The 15,353-nt window shown below is 58.4% G+C and carries 10 protein-coding genes; 5 read left to right on the top strand and 5 right to left on the bottom strand.

Features of this window, described 5'->3' with window-relative positions; genetic code table 11:
- The first annotated feature begins 82 nt into the window (after window positions 1-82).
- Window positions 83-748, top strand: a complete 666-nt coding sequence (msrA, locus tag ACZZ0G_RS14190; RefSeq protein WP_422607185.1) for a peptide-methionine (S)-S-oxide reductase MsrA — start codon at window positions 83-85, stop codon at window positions 746-748.
- A 126-nt stretch (window positions 749-874) separates the two neighbouring features.
- Here msrA and ACZZ0G_RS14185 read toward each other — a convergent pair whose 3' ends face one another.
- Window positions 875-1,714, bottom strand: coding sequence for a 23S rRNA (adenine(2030)-N(6))-methyltransferase RlmJ (locus ACZZ0G_RS14185; RefSeq protein WP_463556537.1), 840 nt, complete (start codon window positions 1,712-1,714; stop codon window positions 875-877).
- Window positions 1,715-2,231: 517 nt separating this feature from the next.
- Here ACZZ0G_RS14185 and ACZZ0G_RS14180 point away from each other — a divergent pair.
- Window positions 2,232-2,645, top strand: a complete 414-nt coding sequence (locus ACZZ0G_RS14180) for a hypothetical protein (RefSeq protein WP_463556536.1) — start codon at window positions 2,232-2,234, stop codon at window positions 2,643-2,645.
- A 108-nt stretch (window positions 2,646-2,753) separates the two neighbouring features.
- Here the strand turns inward: ACZZ0G_RS14180 and ACZZ0G_RS14175 are convergent, their stop codons facing one another.
- The 4 genes from ACZZ0G_RS14175 to putP form a co-directional block, all read right to left on the bottom strand.
- Window positions 2,754-3,074, bottom strand: a complete 321-nt coding sequence (locus ACZZ0G_RS14175) for a hypothetical protein (RefSeq protein ID WP_123376875.1) — start codon at window positions 3,072-3,074, stop codon at window positions 2,754-2,756.
- Between the two features lie 333 nt (window positions 3,075-3,407).
- Window positions 3,408-4,121 carry a DUF4123 domain-containing protein gene (locus ACZZ0G_RS14170; RefSeq protein ID WP_463556535.1) on the bottom strand — a complete coding sequence of 238 codons (714 nt, stop codon included), beginning with the start codon at window positions 4,119-4,121 and terminating at the stop codon, window positions 3,408-3,410.
- The gene (locus ACZZ0G_RS14165; RefSeq protein WP_463556534.1) at window positions 4,111-6,126 is read right to left on the bottom strand and encodes a type VI secretion system Vgr family protein; all 2,016 of its coding nucleotides are present in this window, start codon (window positions 6,124-6,126) and stop codon (window positions 4,111-4,113) included. The genes ACZZ0G_RS14170 and ACZZ0G_RS14165 overlap by 11 nt, the downstream gene beginning before the upstream one ends.
- A gap of 337 nt (window positions 6,127-6,463) precedes the next feature.
- A complete protein-coding gene (putP, locus tag ACZZ0G_RS14160) occupies window positions 6,464-7,948 on the bottom strand; it encodes a sodium/proline symporter PutP (RefSeq protein ID WP_463397938.1) in 1,485 nt (494 codons plus the stop codon).
- Between the two features lie 458 nt (window positions 7,949-8,406).
- Here putP and putA point away from each other — a divergent pair, with 458 nt between their 5' ends.
- The 3 genes from putA to ACZZ0G_RS14145 all read left to right on the top strand — a co-directional run bounded on the left by putA (window position 8,407) and on the right by ACZZ0G_RS14145 (window position 15,316).
- Window positions 8,407-12,360: a trifunctional transcriptional regulator/proline dehydrogenase/L-glutamate gamma-semialdehyde dehydrogenase gene (gene putA, locus ACZZ0G_RS14155; RefSeq protein ID WP_463556533.1), complete on the top strand. Its 3,954-nt coding sequence runs from the start codon at window positions 8,407-8,409 to the stop codon at window positions 12,358-12,360.
- 259 nt (window positions 12,361-12,619) lie between these two features.
- Window positions 12,620-14,422, top strand: a complete 1,803-nt coding sequence (locus tag ACZZ0G_RS14150; protein ID WP_463556532.1) for an acyl-CoA dehydrogenase — start codon at window positions 12,620-12,622, stop codon at window positions 14,420-14,422.
- Between the two features lie 165 nt (window positions 14,423-14,587).
- The gene (locus ACZZ0G_RS14145) at window positions 14,588-15,316 is read left to right on the top strand and encodes a hypothetical protein (protein ID WP_463556531.1); all 729 of its coding nucleotides are present in this window, start codon (window positions 14,588-14,590) and stop codon (window positions 15,314-15,316) included.
- Window positions 15,317-15,353: the final 37 nt, after the last annotated feature.

Genomic DNA, 15,353 nt, shown 5'->3' with positions numbered 1-15,353 from the left:
GTTTTGATAGTGCGAATTCCGGCATCATTGGGCACACTGGTGGTCTGACTTTTTACATCCAACCTGACTGAGAGGAACGATCATGGTTCTGCGCTCGGAAATTCTGGTGAACAAAAACGTGCTCCCGACTAAAGAACAAGCTCTGCCCGGCCGCGAAACCGCGATGACCCTGCCTGAAAAGCACTTCGTCTTCGAAGAAACCCCGCTGCTTGGCCCGTTTTTCCAGGACGTCGATTTTGCGATTTTCGGTCTGGGCTGCTTCTGGGGCGCCGAGCGCCGCTTCTGGCAGCGCGAGGGCGTGGTCAGCACGGTCGTCGGTTATGCCGGCGGTTTCACGCCGAACCCGACTTACGAAGAAGTCTGCTCGGGCCTGACCGGCCACGCCGAAGTGGTGCTGGTGGTGTATGACAAGGATAAAGTCAGCTACGAAGAGCTGTTGGCGATGTTCTGGGAATTGCACAACCCGACGCAGGGCATGCGTCAGGGCAACGACATCGGCACGCAGTACCGCTCGGTGATCTACGCGACCTCACCTGAGCATCTGGATGCTGCACTGAAAAGCAAAGCGACCTATCAGGCTGAGCTGTCGAAGGCAGGTCTGGGCGAAATCAGCACCGAGATCGAACAGGCGCCGACCGTGTACTTCGCCGAGGCGTATCACCAGCAGTATCTGGCGAAGAATCCTGAGGGTTATTGCGGAATTGGCGGCACCGGCGTGTGCATGCCAGCGAGTTTGGCAGGTAACTGATCCAGCCGCCGATCGTTCCCACGCTCTGCGTGGGAATGTCTCAATGGACGCTCTGCGTCCGCTGTTGGGACGCGGAGCGTCCCAGGCTGCATTCCCACGCGGAGCGTGGGAACGATCAGTCAGTGATCAGCTCTCGGCAATCAGCCAATCCATCTGCCAGCCACCCTGGGTCTGCCCCAGCTTCTTCGACAACCACGGCAGCAACTCACGCAATTCTTCCTCCAGCCCCCACGGCGGATTGGCAATCGCCATGCCGGAACCGTTCAGGCTGTTCGGCGTATCCAGCGGATGCACCAGCAGTTCCACGCGCAACAACTTCGGCGCACCGGTGCCGGCCAGATCCTGATGAAACCGACGCAACGCGCGCTGATCCTTTACCGGATACCAGATCGCCCCCACGGTTTGACGCATCCGGCCAATCGCCTCTTTCAACGACGCTGCGCAACGCTGCATCTCGTCGAGCTGCTCGAACGGCGGATCAATCAACATCACCGCACGCTTTTCCTGCACTGGCAGCATCGCCCGAGCGACGTGCCAACCCTCGCCGAGATGAACCTTGACCCGCCGATCGCCGGCCATGTTGTCCTTGAGCAGCACGCCGTCTTCCGGGTGTTTCTCGTTGAGCATCACCCGATCCTGCGGGCGGGTCAGGCGCCGCGCCAGCTCCGGCGAACCCGGGTAGTAGCGCAACTGGCCATCCGGGTTCATTTCGTGTAGCACCTTCATGTAGTCGGCGGTCAGCGCCGGCAGATCCGGCTGATCCCACAAGCGCGCGATGCCTTCCAGGTACTCGCCGGTGCGATTGGCCTGATCACCCTGCAAGTCATACAGACCGATGCCGGCGTGTGTGTCGAGATAGGCAAACGGCTGCTCCTTGCGCGACATCAGGGCGATGAGGCGGGTCAAGGTCAGGTGTTTGAACACATCGGCGTGATTGCCGGCATGGAAGGCGTGACGATAATTCATGGCTGCTCCTGCGAAGGGCGCAAAGTTTACCTTTTACCGCGCGGCAAGTCAGGGGTTGGCGGCTGAGCGGACAAAAGCCTTTCCCTCACCCTAGCCCTCTCCCGAAGGGAGAGGGGACTGACGGTGGCGATCTTGCGAGTTACATCGACCTGAAAGATCAGCGTGATCTCAGGTTTGGCCAAGCGAAGATCAGCGCAGAAGTCGCAAGTCGGCGTACATCACCCAGACAACTCGGTCAGTCCCCCCGAAACAACAACGCATATCCAGGCTTGGCCAAGCCAAGTTCACCACTGAAGTCGCAGGTCGGCGCACATCACCCAGACAACTCGGTCAGTCCCCAGAAACAACACATAGCGAGGCCTGGCCAAGCCAAGTTCACCACTGAAGTCGCAAGTCGGCGCACATCACCCAGACAACTCGGTCAGTCCCCTCTCCCTCTGGGAGAGGGCTAGGGTGAGGGGCTTTGCTTTTATGGCATTACACTGGCAAAACATAAGAGACAGGAAGTCAAAAACTCATGCGATATCTAATCATCTGCTTACTCAGCCTGCTTGGCCCATACCTCGCCCGTGCCGACGAAACCCACATTGAACAGGCACGCCAGACACTCAAGAACTACGGCCTGAGCCACTGCATCCTAAAGCCATTCAACGAACGCTCCGCGCTGGAAAAAGACATTGCACTGTCCGCCAATGCCTATTCGTTCATGGGCAAAGGCATGCATTCCATCCTGCAAAATGAAGACACGCTGCAGGTGCTGCACGATCCCTACAAAGAAACCCGAAACTACGTGTTGGCGGCTTACGAGCAGACACCTTCAAACAGCAAATACTCGAATAAAAAAGTAGTGTTCCTTGCGTGCCTGAAGGTCTACAACTCCGAGGCGTTCAACAGCTTTATCAAAACTCAGGATGCGTACATTTCCGACTGACGCTTTGATATCCATCAACAGCAAAAGATCGCAGCCTGCGGCAGCTCTTACAGAGTGAACACCAGTCCCTTGTAGGAGCTGCCGCAGGCTGCGATCTTTTGATCTTTTTCAGGCGGGCATGCTGCGCAGGCGCCTGCCGATGACATCAAGCACATCACAGCCATCGCGCAAAGGAATCACGCAGAGCTGGGCGAAGTCGCTGAGGATGACGGAGTCGCATTCGACCGAGCCGCGCATGCACATGTTTTCCAACACCTGGATCACGGCGCGCAGGCGATGGTTGGCGGCGTCCATAAGGATGTCGAGGGGCACGTGGGTGTCGATGAACAGGGTCGGCATGTCGCTGCAATTGCCGGTAAGTGCCATGAAGCGGTTGTCGGGATGGGGGACGATTTTTTCGTAGGGTGGAGCCGGTTTAAGCGTTGTCATATTTTGCACCTCAACTGATTAAATGAGGCTACCAATGACCTTCCTACAGGTTTGGGTGGCAGCCGTACGCGAGAGTAGGAAACTGAGGAACCAGCCAAAACTCAGCTACGCCGAAGCGTTCCCGCGCACAGCCGCCGCGAAAGATGTTACGGACACGGGTTAGGTGCCGCAATCAGACAACAGGGCTGGTGCACGGTAAATTCCAAGGGTTCCTACACCCTGCCACCACTCTCGCAGTGACAACGAAAAGACTATCCCTGCAACCCACCGCCCACCAGTTCATGAAAACCGCCGCAACTCGAAGGAATCGTCCGAGACCTTCGCCCCGAAAACTCACTCCGACTCTGCCAGCAAAAACGCCAGCAACGCCGATTGCGACGATTCTTCCGACATCGAAACCTGAATAAACCGCCTCACTTTGCAACGCAAAACCGCTTCGGGAAAGGCCTCGAAGACTGCCGGATATTCCTCGCTCAACCACTGCAACGTATTGGCCGTTTGAACGTCATTACCTTGCTGCGCCAGCACCGACTCCGGCACCTGCCACCAAGGGAATGCCCGCCCCGAAACCTGCGCCCTGCCGCCAATTTCCAGCGCTTGCCCATTGATCAAACAACGCCCGATCAGCGGGAACAGTTGTGCCGCATCCACCTCATCAGACTGCAAAATCGGCAACAGAAAGCGCCCGTCCCAAAAACGAAAAAACACCGTTTTGCCTCCCGGCATCAGCACTTGGGTGATACTGCGAAAGTGCGCCACCACCTCTTCCAGACTCGCCGAAGAAACCGCCAACCATCCCCAATCCCGCGACTCGGTGGTGGCAACCCAATGCAGAAACTCACTGTCAGCAGCGACAATTCCCACATAAGGCATCACCGCATCCCACTCGGCATAGATCGTCTCGGCCCAGATCGGACTCGCCATGTCTGGCCAGGCCTTGAACGGCTCCGCCTCGCTGGCATTGCTGAACACCGCGAACAATTGCTCGGATGCGTTCAAAGGTTCGCGCGCCAACCAATCGACAGGCAAGAGAAAATCAGGCTGCACAGAGACCGTCCTTGCAACGCTCGCACTCTTCACAGAATGGCGCATCACCCTTGAAACTCATGATTTGTGCCGCGGTGAGCATGGCAGCCGGCGCGGCGGCGAGTTTCTCCGGCAATCCCGGTACAACCGGCGCGGCACTCATCGCTGCCATCGGCGCACCACCTACAACAATCGGCACGCTGCTGAAAATGCCGCCGGGGCCGATGTTGATCCATTGCCCGCCGGCCTGAATCGTTGCACTCGCGCCGCCATCGATGACCACTTGCTGGCCGGCGCCGATATGGAATTGCTGACTGGCGCTGGTCGCCTGATTGCTCACGCGAATATGCCGGTCGCCGATCACGTTCAGATGGTCGTCTTGCTTCACCTCGGTCTGGCGCTGGCCGTGGGTGATGCGCTGCTCATCTGCCTTCAATTCATGCCGCGCGGTGCCGGTAACGACGATGCTGCGCTGGTTATCGACCTGCACTTGTTGATCGTGCAACACATGCTGCGTCCAGTTGCGCTGGGCGCGCAGGTAGATTTCCTCGGCGCCTTTGCGATCCTCGATGCGCAGCTCGTTGTAGCCACCACCGCCGGGGCTGCTCTGACTGCGGAAAAGGCTGCGTGTCTTGTCCGCTGGCAAATCCAGCGGGATCGGAGTCGCGGCGTTGGGCAGGCAACCCACGACCAAGGGTTTGTCGGCGTCGGCATCGATGAAACCGACCAGCACTTCCATGCCGACTCGCGGAATCAACACACTGCCATAGCGGTCGTGAGCCCAATTAGTGGCGACGCGCAGCCAGCAACTGGAATGCTCATTCAATTCACCGTCGCGGTCCCAGGCCAGTTGCACCTTGACCCGGCCGTACTCGTCGCAGTGGATTTCCGTGTCTTTCGGCCCGGTCACCACGGCCGGTTGGTAGCCGGGCATCCGTGGCTTTTCCGAGCCCAGCGCCGGGCGAAAGAAAACGTCCCACGGGGTGGCGAGAAAGGTATTACGGTAACCCTGGAAAGCGTCCCCATCGCTGGTCACCGATTCCTCCAGCACTTGCGGCTGTCGGCCATGATGTTCAACGGCAGTCAGCAGCCACAGGTCATTCCAGTCGTGGCGCGGATGCTCGCTCAGTTGCAGGAAATGTCCGCAAACCAGCGCGGATTCATCGCTGATGCCTTCGGCCTGACGGTAATCGGCGACATGTCGCTCAAGTGCTCGCTGGGCCAGGTGCTTGCCGGTTTCCCGGTCTTTGAATTGGCCGGGGAAGTGATAGTCCTCCAGCACCGGGCGCTGCTCGCCATCCATACGACTTTGCAAATGCAGACGTGGTTTTTCGAAGTCGTAGTCGCGCCGGGTGACTACGCTGGTGCGGGTTTCCACGCGAACGTTAAAGCGCTGAACCGCCGGCGCACCAGCGGACATGCCGCTGCCCGGCAAATAAACCGTCGACTCGGCCAGACGCGGGAACACCGTCTGATCATCACCGAACACCAGCAGATGCCCCTGAGGACTGTGCTGAAAGTGGTAGTGAATGCCAACCTCGGCACACAGGCGCTGGATAAACGCCAGATCGCTCTCGGCGTACTGCACACAATATTCGCGCACCGGGTATTCGCTGCCGAGTCGAAACTCAAAGGCATCACGCAAGATCGAATGATCCTTGAGCACTCGCGCCACAATCTGCGGCACGGTCAGATGCTGGAAGATCCGCTGATTGATCCGCTGCCCGAGGTAGGTCAGACGCGGCACCAGACTGACGTGATAACGCGTCAGACGTTTCCCGGAATCGCCCTGCCCGACCTGATAAATCTGACCGTGAACGCCGGAGCCCTGAGCATCAAAACGCAGAAACGCCTGACAGTGCAGCAGGCTTTCGAGGTCCAGATCCGCTCGTTCGCTGACCAGTTCCAGCTCGAATCTAAAGGGTTGGCTGATGGCTTCCTTGCCCGTGAACTCAAGGACTTTGAGGTCATGCTGGGCGCCTTCGAGGGTCAACGTGAAACGCGGTTGATTGGCAGGCGCGAACATCCGATGTCTCTCTGCAGTGTGAGGGCGGGCGATTCTGCATGAGGGGCAAGGGGTGGTGAATGGGTGACGTGAAAATCAGATTTGCCCTACTTTGTTTGCCGAAAAACCCTGCAAAAATCGGCGCCTTCAACTACAGACAAATCTCCTAAACCACCACCGAACCCTGCTCGCGAAAGCGGCATGTCAGTCGACACATTCATTGAATGATCAATCGCATTCGCGAGCAGGCTCGCTCCCACAATGGATTTCCACAGGATTCGAGAAATCGCAGGCACAAAAAAACGGCCCGTCTCCTGTAGGAAACGGGCCGTTTTCGTGTGAGCCGAAGCTCAGGGTATTACTTGTTCAGATTGAAATCTTTTTCCGCTGCCTGGAAGCGCTCAACCATGCCGCGAGTCGGTTCGCCGGCCTTGCTGACAAAGTAGATCGCCAGGCTGGCGAAGATGAAGCCCGGGATGATTTCGTACAGACCCAGCAGTTCGAAATGCTTCCAGACCACCACGGTGACTGCACCGACGATGATGCCGGCCAGTGCGCCGTTGCGGGTCATGTCTTTCCAGATAACCGAGATCAGCACAACCGGACCGAACGCAGCACCGAAACCAGCCCAGGCGTAGGACACCAGGCCCAGTACGCGGTTTTCCGGGTTGGCGGCCAGACCGATGGCGATCAGGGCAACCAGCAGAACCATCGCGCGGCCAACCCACACCAGTTCAACCTGGGAAGCGGATTTACGCAGGAAGGTTTTGTAGAAGTCTTCGGTCAGGGCGCTCGAGCACACCAGCAACTGGCAGCTCAGGGTGCTCATGACGGCAGCCAGAATGGCCGACAGCAGGACACCGGCAACCCATGGGTTGAAGAGGATCTTGGCCAGTTCGATGAACACACGCTCAGGGTTCTCGGTGACTGCACCCGCCACTTCCGGGTGCGCCGAGAAGTAAGCGATACCGAAGAAGCCCACGGCGACAGTGCCGCCCAGGCACAGGATCATCCAGGTCATGGAAATGCGACGCGCCTTGGCGATCGATTTCACCGAATCCGCCGCCATGAAACGCGCGAGGATGTGCGGCTGACCGAAGTAGCCCAGACCCCAGCCCATCAGCGAGATGATGCCGATGAAGGTAGTGCCTTTAAGCATGTCGAAGTTGCTTGGATCTTGTGCTTCGATGGCCAGGAACGTGGTGTCGACGCCACCGGTGGCCAGCAGAACGATGATCGGCGTGAGGATCAGCGCGAAAATCATCAGCGTGGCTTGCACGGTGTCGGTCCAGCTCACGGCCAGGAAACCACCGATAAAGGTGTAGGCAATCGTCGCCGCAGCACCGGCCCACAGCGCCGTCTCGTAGGACATGCCGAAGGTACTTTCGAACAGACGGGCACCGGCCACGATGCCGGAAGCGCAGTAAATGGTGAAGAACACCAGAATCACCACGGCCGAGATGATCCGCAGCAGGCCGCTCTTGTCTTCAAAACGGCTGGCGAAGTAGTCCGGCAGGGTCAGGGCGTCGCCGTTGTGCTCGGTCTGCACACGCAGACGGCCGGCAACGAACAGCCAGTTCAGGTAGGCACCGATGATCAGACCGATGGCGATCCAGCTTTCGGACAGACCGGACATATAGATGGCGCCCGGCAGGCCCATCAACAACCAGCCGCTCATGTCGGACGCACCGGCAGACAGCGCGGTGACGACGCTGCCGAGGCTGCGACCACCGAGAATATAGTCAGAAAGGTTGTTGGTGGAGCGATAGGCCATCAAGCCGATCAGCACCATTGCTGCGATGTAGATCACGAACGTGATCAGGGTTGGATTGCTTACGCTCATTGAGTTACGCCCTGGCTTTGTTTTTATGTAGCGGCGGTGGTGAACCGCACGCAAACGACGACGTTTGGCAGACGATCCGGGATCCCGCGCATTTAGGACTGATGTTTCCCCAGGAAAGCCATCAGCCGGTGCGCCGGATTATTTCCGGTTGCACCTTGGGCGCGAATGCTATGCAACAAATCAAATAAGGTGCAACCAGTTTCGTGAGAATTAGTTGCACCTAGTCGGATTTATCGACGATCACCCCGTTTTTGCTCCCTTTTGTGGCAGTCATGGCCCTTTGCTAGAAGCAAAAGCACCAAGCAGGAGCAGCACTTTCGTACCAGAAAATAATTCCTGACGAGCTGCCTATTATTCCGACAAAAAAAGGGTTGCACCCGGTTGCACCTCGTTCAGCGCACGGCTAATCTTGCGGCCAGCTGATGCCACGCAACTGTGGCAACCATGAGGATAAAAATATGGCTACCACCACCCTTGGGGTCAAACTCGATGACCCGACCCGCGAGCGCCTGAAGGCGGCCGCAACCTCGATTGATCGCACACCGCACTGGCTGATCAAGCAGGCAATTTTCAATTACCTGGAAAAACTCGAGGGTGGTGCAACCCTGACCGAGCTGAACGGTTTGACCGCCAAGGACGCCGATGAGGCGGGCGAAGTCCACACCGATCACGCCCACCAGTGCTTCCTCGAATTCGCCGAAAGCATCCTGCCGCAGTCCGTTCTGCGCGCCTCGATCACCGCCGCTTACCGCCGCCCTGAGCCGGAAGTCGTGCCGATGCTGATCGAGCAGGCTCGCCTGCCAGCACCGATGGCCGAAGCCACCAACAAACTCGCCGCCTCCATCGCGGAAAAACTGCGTAACCAGAAAAGTGCCGGCGGCCGTGCAGGCATTGTTCAGGGTCTGCTGCAGGAATTTTCCCTGTCGTCCCAGGAAGGCGTGGCGCTGATGTGCCTCGCCGAAGCGCTACTGCGTATCCCGGACAAGGGCACTCGCGATGCACTGATCCGCGACAAGATCAGCACCGGCAACTGGCATCCGCACTTGGGCAACAGCCCGTCGCTGTTCGTCAACGCGGCCACCTGGGGTCTGCTGCTGACCGGCAAACTGGTCTCGACGCACAACGAAGCCGGCCTGACTTCTTCGCTCAGCCGCATCATCGGCAAGAGCGGTGAGCCGATGATCCGCAAGGGCGTCGACATGGCCATGCGCCTGATGGGCGAGCAGTTCGTCACCGGCGAAACCATCGCCGAAGCACTGGCCAACGCGAGCAAGTTCGAAGCCAAGGGCTTCCGCTATTCCTACGACATGCTCGGTGAAGCAGCGCTGACCGAACACGACGCGCAAAAGTATCTGGCGTCGTACGAACAAGCCATTCACTCGATCGGCAAAGCCTCCCACGGTCGTGGGATTTATGAGGGCCCGGGCATCTCCATCAAGCTGTCGGCACTGCACCCGCGCTACAGCCGCGCGCAGTACGAGCGGGTGATGGACGAGCTGTACCCGCGCCTGCTGTCGCTGACCCTGCTGGCCAAGCAATACGACATCGGCCTGAACATCGACGCCGAAGAAGCCGACCGTCTCGAACTGTCGCTGGATCTGCTGGAGCGCCTGTGTTTCGAGCCGCAACTGACCGGTTGGAACGGCATCGGTTTCGTTATCCAGGCTTACCAGAAGCGTTGCCCGTACGTGATCGACTACGTGATTGATCTGGCCCGTCGCAGCCGTCATCGCCTGATGATCCGTCTGGTCAAAGGCGCGTACTGGGACAGCGAAATCAAGCGCGCCCAGGTCGAAGGCCTGGAAGGCTATCCGGTCTACACCCGCAAGGTGTACACCGACGTTTCCTACATCGCTTGCGCACGCAAACTGCTGTCGGTGCCGGAAGTCATCTATCCGCAGTTCGCTACGCACAACGCCCACACCCTGTCGGCGATTTACCACATTGCCGGTCAGAACTATTACCCGGGGCAGTACGAATTCCAGTGCCTGCACGGTATGGGCGAACCGCTGTACGAGCAGGTTGTAGGCAAAGTTTCCGAAGGCAAGCTGAACCGTCCGTGCCGCGTGTACGCTCCGGTCGGTACTCACGAAACCCTGCTGGCTTACCTCGTACGTCGCTTGCTGGAAAACGGCGCGAACACTTCGTTCGTTAACCGTATCGCCGACCAGTCGATTTCGATTCAGGAACTGGTGGCCGATCCAGTGGCGCAGATCGAGCAGATGGCGACCGTGGAAGGTGGTTTCGGCTTGCCGCACCCGCGTATTCCGTTGCCGCGTGACCTGTACGGTGCTGAGCGCGCCAACTCCAGCGGCATCGACATGGCCAACGAACATCGTCTGGCTTCGCTGTCCTGCGCCCTGCTTGCCACTGCGCACAACGACTGGAAAGCTGCGCCGATGCTCGGTTGCGCCTCCAGCAACGAAACACCGGTAGCCGTTCTGAACCCGTCGGACCACCGTGATGTGGTCGGTCATGTACAGGAAGCCACCGTCGAAGACGTCGACAACGCGATTCAATGCGCACTGAACGCCGCGCCGATCTGGCAGGCCACTCCGCCGGCCGAACGTGCGGCGATTCTGGAACGTGCCGCTGATTTGATGGAAGGCGAGATCCAGCCGCTGATGGGCCTGTTGGCCCGCGAAGCCGGCAAGACCTTCGCCAACGCCATCGCCGAAGTCCGCGAAGCCGTCGACTTCCTGCGTTATTACGCGGTGCAGGCGCGCAACGATTTCAGCAATGACGCCCACCGCCCACTGGGTCCGGTGGTGTGCATCAGCCCGTGGAACTTCCCGCTGGCGATTTTCAGTGGCCAAGTCGCTGCGGCATTGGCTGCCGGTAACCCGGTATTGGCCAAACCAGCTGAGCAGACTCCGCTGGTTGCCGCTCAGGCCGTACGCCTGATGCTTGAAGCCGGGATCCCGGAAGGCGTTCTGCAATTGCTGCCGGGTCGCGGTGAAACCGTCGGCGCCGGTCTGGTGGGCGATGAGCGCGTCAAAGGCGTGATGTTCACTGGCTCCACTGAAGTTGCGCGCCTGCTGCAACGCAACATCGCTGGCCGTCTCGACAGCCAGGGCCGTCCGATTCCGCTGATCGCCGAAACCGGCGGCCAGAACGCGATGATCGTCGACTCTTCGGCACTGACCGAACAAGTCGTCATCGACGTAGTTTCGTCGGCCTTCGACAGCGCTGGTCAGCGTTGCTCGGCGCTGCGGGTCCTGTGCCTGCAGGAAGATTCCGCCGATCGCGTCATCGAAATGCTCAAAGGTGCCATGGCCGAAAGCCGTCTCGGCAACCCTGAGCGCTTGTCCGTGGACATCGGCCCGGTGATCGACGCCGAAGCCAAGGCGGGCATCGACAAGCACATCCAGGGCATGCGCGACAAAGGTCGCAACGTCTACCAAGTAGCGATCGCCGATACCGAAGAAGTCAAACGCGGCACCTTCGTCATGCCGACCCTGATCGAGCTGGAAAGCTTCGACGAACTGCAACGCGAGATCTTCGGTCCGGTGCTGCACGTGGTGCGTTACAAGCGCAAAGAGATCGACCAGTTGATCGGCCAGATCAATGCTTCCGGTTATGGCCTGACGCTGGGCGTGCACACCCGTATCGACGAGACCATCGCCAAGGTGATCGATAACGTCAACGCCGGTAACGTCTACGTCAACCGCAACATCGTCGGTGCCGTGGTCGGCGTGCAGCCATTCGGCGGCGAAGGCCTGTCGGGTACGGGTCCGAAAGCCGGTGGTCCGCTGTACCTGTACCGTTTGCTGGCGACACGTCCTACCGATGCTATTGAACAATCCTTCGCTCGCGGTGATGCCGTTATCGCCCCGGACGTTCGTTTGCGCGACGCCATGAGCAAACCGCTGAACGCCCTGAAAGCCTGGGCTGAAAGCAACAAGTACGCCGACCTGAGCACCCTGTGCGTGCAATACGCTGCACAATCGCAAAGCGGCATCACCCGCGTGCTGGCCGGCCCGACCGGTGAGAAAAACAGCTACGCCATCCTGCCGCGCGAGCACGTGTTGTGCCTGGCCGAGGTTGAAGGTGATCTGCTGACGCAACTGGCAGCGGTGCTGGCGGTAGGCGGTTCGGCGGTATGGCCGGAGTCCGACATCAGCAAGGCATTGTTCGCACGCCTGCCGAAGGACATTCAGGCGCGGATCAAGCTGGTTTCTGACTGGAACAAGGATGAGGTGGTGTTCGATGCGGTTCTGCATCACGGCCATTCCGACCAGTTGCGCGGTGTTTGCCAGCAGATTGCCAAGCGTGCTGGCGCGATTGTTGGGGTTCAGGGCTTGTCCCAGGGCGAGACCAACCTTGCCCTGGAGCGTCTGGTGATTGAGCGGGCGTTGAGCGTTAACACTGCTGCGGCGGGTGGTAATGCCAGCTTGATGACTATCGGCTAACACCGATAAACCGGGCACCTGCGTAGATGCCCGGCATAGCAACAATCCCTGTGGGAGCGAGCTTGCTCGCGAAAGCGGTTTGCCAATCAACTCATCTGTTGAATGTGCCGACCTCTTCGCGAGCAAGCTCGCTCCCACAGTGTTTTGGGGTGTTTGTTAAGTAGTTACTCGGCTCTAACATCACCGCGATCAATCATCCTATCCAGCTTCCATTCCCCCGCCTTAGACTCGGCCCAACCCCAATTCCAGGTAGGCCGCCATGTCCGAGACGCTGCTCAGTTCCCGCAATCTGGCTTTCGAGCTGTATGAAGTCCTTGATGCCGAGGGCCTGACCCGGCGTGAACGCTTTGCCGAGCACAACCGCGAGACCTTCGACGCCGCCATCGGCACCGCACGCAACATCGCCGAGAAGTACTTCGCGCCGCACAACCGCAAGGGCGACGAGAACGAGCCGCGCTACGAGGACGGCAAGGCGATTCTGATTCCCGAAGTGAAACCGGCGGTGGATGCCTTCCTTGAAGCCGGATTCCTCAACGCCGCGAGAAGTTTCGACGCTGGCGGCATGCAACTTCCTACACTCTTGTCCCAAGCCTGCTTCGCGCATTTCCAGTCTGCCAACGCCGCCTCGACTTCGTACCCGTTCCTGACCATGGGCGCGGCGAATCTGATTGAAAGCTTTGGCACGGACGAGCAGAAACAGCGTTTCCTGCAGCCCATGATCGACGGACGCTTCTTCGGCACCATGGCCCTGACCGAGCCGCACGCCGGTTCGTCGCTATCGGATATTCGTACGCGCGCCGAGCCGGCGTCCGACGGTACTTATCGCCTGAAGGGCAACAAGATTTTCATTTCCGGCGGCGATCACCCGCTCTCGGAAAACATCGTGCACATGGTTCTGGCCAAACTGCCGGATGCTCCTGCGGGCGTTAAAGGCATTTCGCTGTTTATCGTACCGAAGTTTCTGGTTAACGATGACGGCAGTCTCGGCCCGCGCAATGACGTGCTGCTGGCCGGACTGTTCCACAAGATGGGCTGGCGCGGCACCACCTCCACTGCGCTGAACTTCGGCGATAACGGTGAGTGCGTCGGCTATCTGGTGGGCGAGCCGCATCGCGGTTTGAGCTACATGTTCCAGATGATGAACGAGGCGCGGATCGGTGTCGGCATGGGCGCAGTGATGCTCGGTTATGCCGGTTACCTGTATTCGCTGGAGTACGCCCGCGAGCGGCCGCAAGGCCGAGTGCCGGACAGCAAGGACCCGACCACCGCTCCAGTGGCGATCATTCAACACGCCGATGTACGACGCATGCTGCTGACGCAGAAGTCCTACGTCGAAGGTGCGTTTGATCTCGGCTTATATGCTGCTCGGCTGTTTGATGACACCACGACTCTGGAAACCGAAGCCGAGCGCAAACAGGCACATGAGTTGCTGGATCTGCTGACGCCGATCGTCAAATCCTGGCCATCGGAGTTCTGCCTAAAGGCCAACGAACTGGCGATCCAGATTCTCGGCGGTCACGGTTACACCCGTGAGTATCCGGTGGAGCAGTATTACCGTGACAACCGCTTGAACCCGATCCACGAAGGCACCCACGGCATTCAGTCGCTGGACTTGCTCGGGCGCAAACTGGCGCAAAACGGTGGTGCCGGGCTGAAACAACTGATTCGCCTGATCGCCAACACCGCTGAACGCGCAACGGCTTATGAATCGCTGACCGCACTGCGTGAGCCTTTAGAGAAACTGGTGGCGCGCTTGCAAACGGTGACCATTGGTTTATTGACCGATCTGGCGCAGGGCAAGGTCAATAGCAGTCTGGCGAACTCAGCGCTGTACCTGAAGGTGTTCGGGCACACAGTGATTGGCTGGCGCTGGCTGGAGCAGGCGATTCGTGCTGAAGAAGGACTGGCGAAGGGTAATGCGGCGGATGCTGACTTCTATAAGGGCAAGTTACAGGCGGCGCGGTATTTTCTGACGTGGGAAGTGCCGGGGTGCCATCATGAACTGGCGTTGCTGGAGGCACGGGATGATACGTGTCTGGCGATGCAGGACGAGTGGTTCTGATCAAGCCGTTGAGTTATCCACTCACACTTAACGCATTTGCGCACCTGTCAGGTTTTACAGGTGTGCAAATCAGGAGCTGGCGATAGGCTGTTCTCGCCTGACATGCAGTTTGCCCGGCAAGTATGGATTTGTTGTACACCTTCCACTCCGAGCGAGTCAGAGATCATGAGCAGCAAAACATTCGAAGAACGATCCATCAAGCTTCCGGGGCTTGTGACCGAGGACTACTGCATTCTCGCCTCCACCTCAGCCACGTCCCTGCGCAACGGTACGATCTGGACGAATAAGGATTCAACCGTATCCACCGTCATCAGCAAAAATCATCAACGATTGTCGGATGAACAAACCCTGATCAGTATCGTAATGGCTCCAGGCGATAACGAACTTGGTACTACAACTACTGCAACGGCAATGTTTGAAGTGACTTCTGTGGGCGATCACTATTTATCCACACATCGTGTCACCTTCAAGGATTTCACCCACATGCAAGACAATCAATGGAATGCTACGGTGTACGGCACTCCACTTCTTAATGACACGCCAGAATCGTTAATCGACCCCTATGTCATGCTCAGCGAATATCAGTTTTTCATGGCGGCCAGAGTCAATGACAACGTGAAAGATGAGGGCAGCCAAGAGCGCATCAGCAAAAAAACCTACACAAAGTTAGCCAACAATCTTTACAGCAATGAAATTGTGACCCCGTATAAGACCTATACCAACTCCAAGGCTTTCAACAACGACGACATGTTCAGAACATTGGCGTCAGACGATCTCTACGTTGATGAGTCAGGAGAGTGGTTGGTCAAGGAGAAACAGGTTTATTACTTGTTTAACTTGGGCGAGATCGACTTTTACGGTAGAGAACTCCGCCTGATAAAAGCTGCGCAGTAATTTGCCCGACGCGCCTCAGCCGGCGCGTCGAACTGAA

This window comes from Pseudomonas sp. AC169, assembly GCF_979258515.1.
Note: the sequence above shows the minus strand (reverse complement) of the source record. Positions and strands in the feature narration are given on the sequence as shown.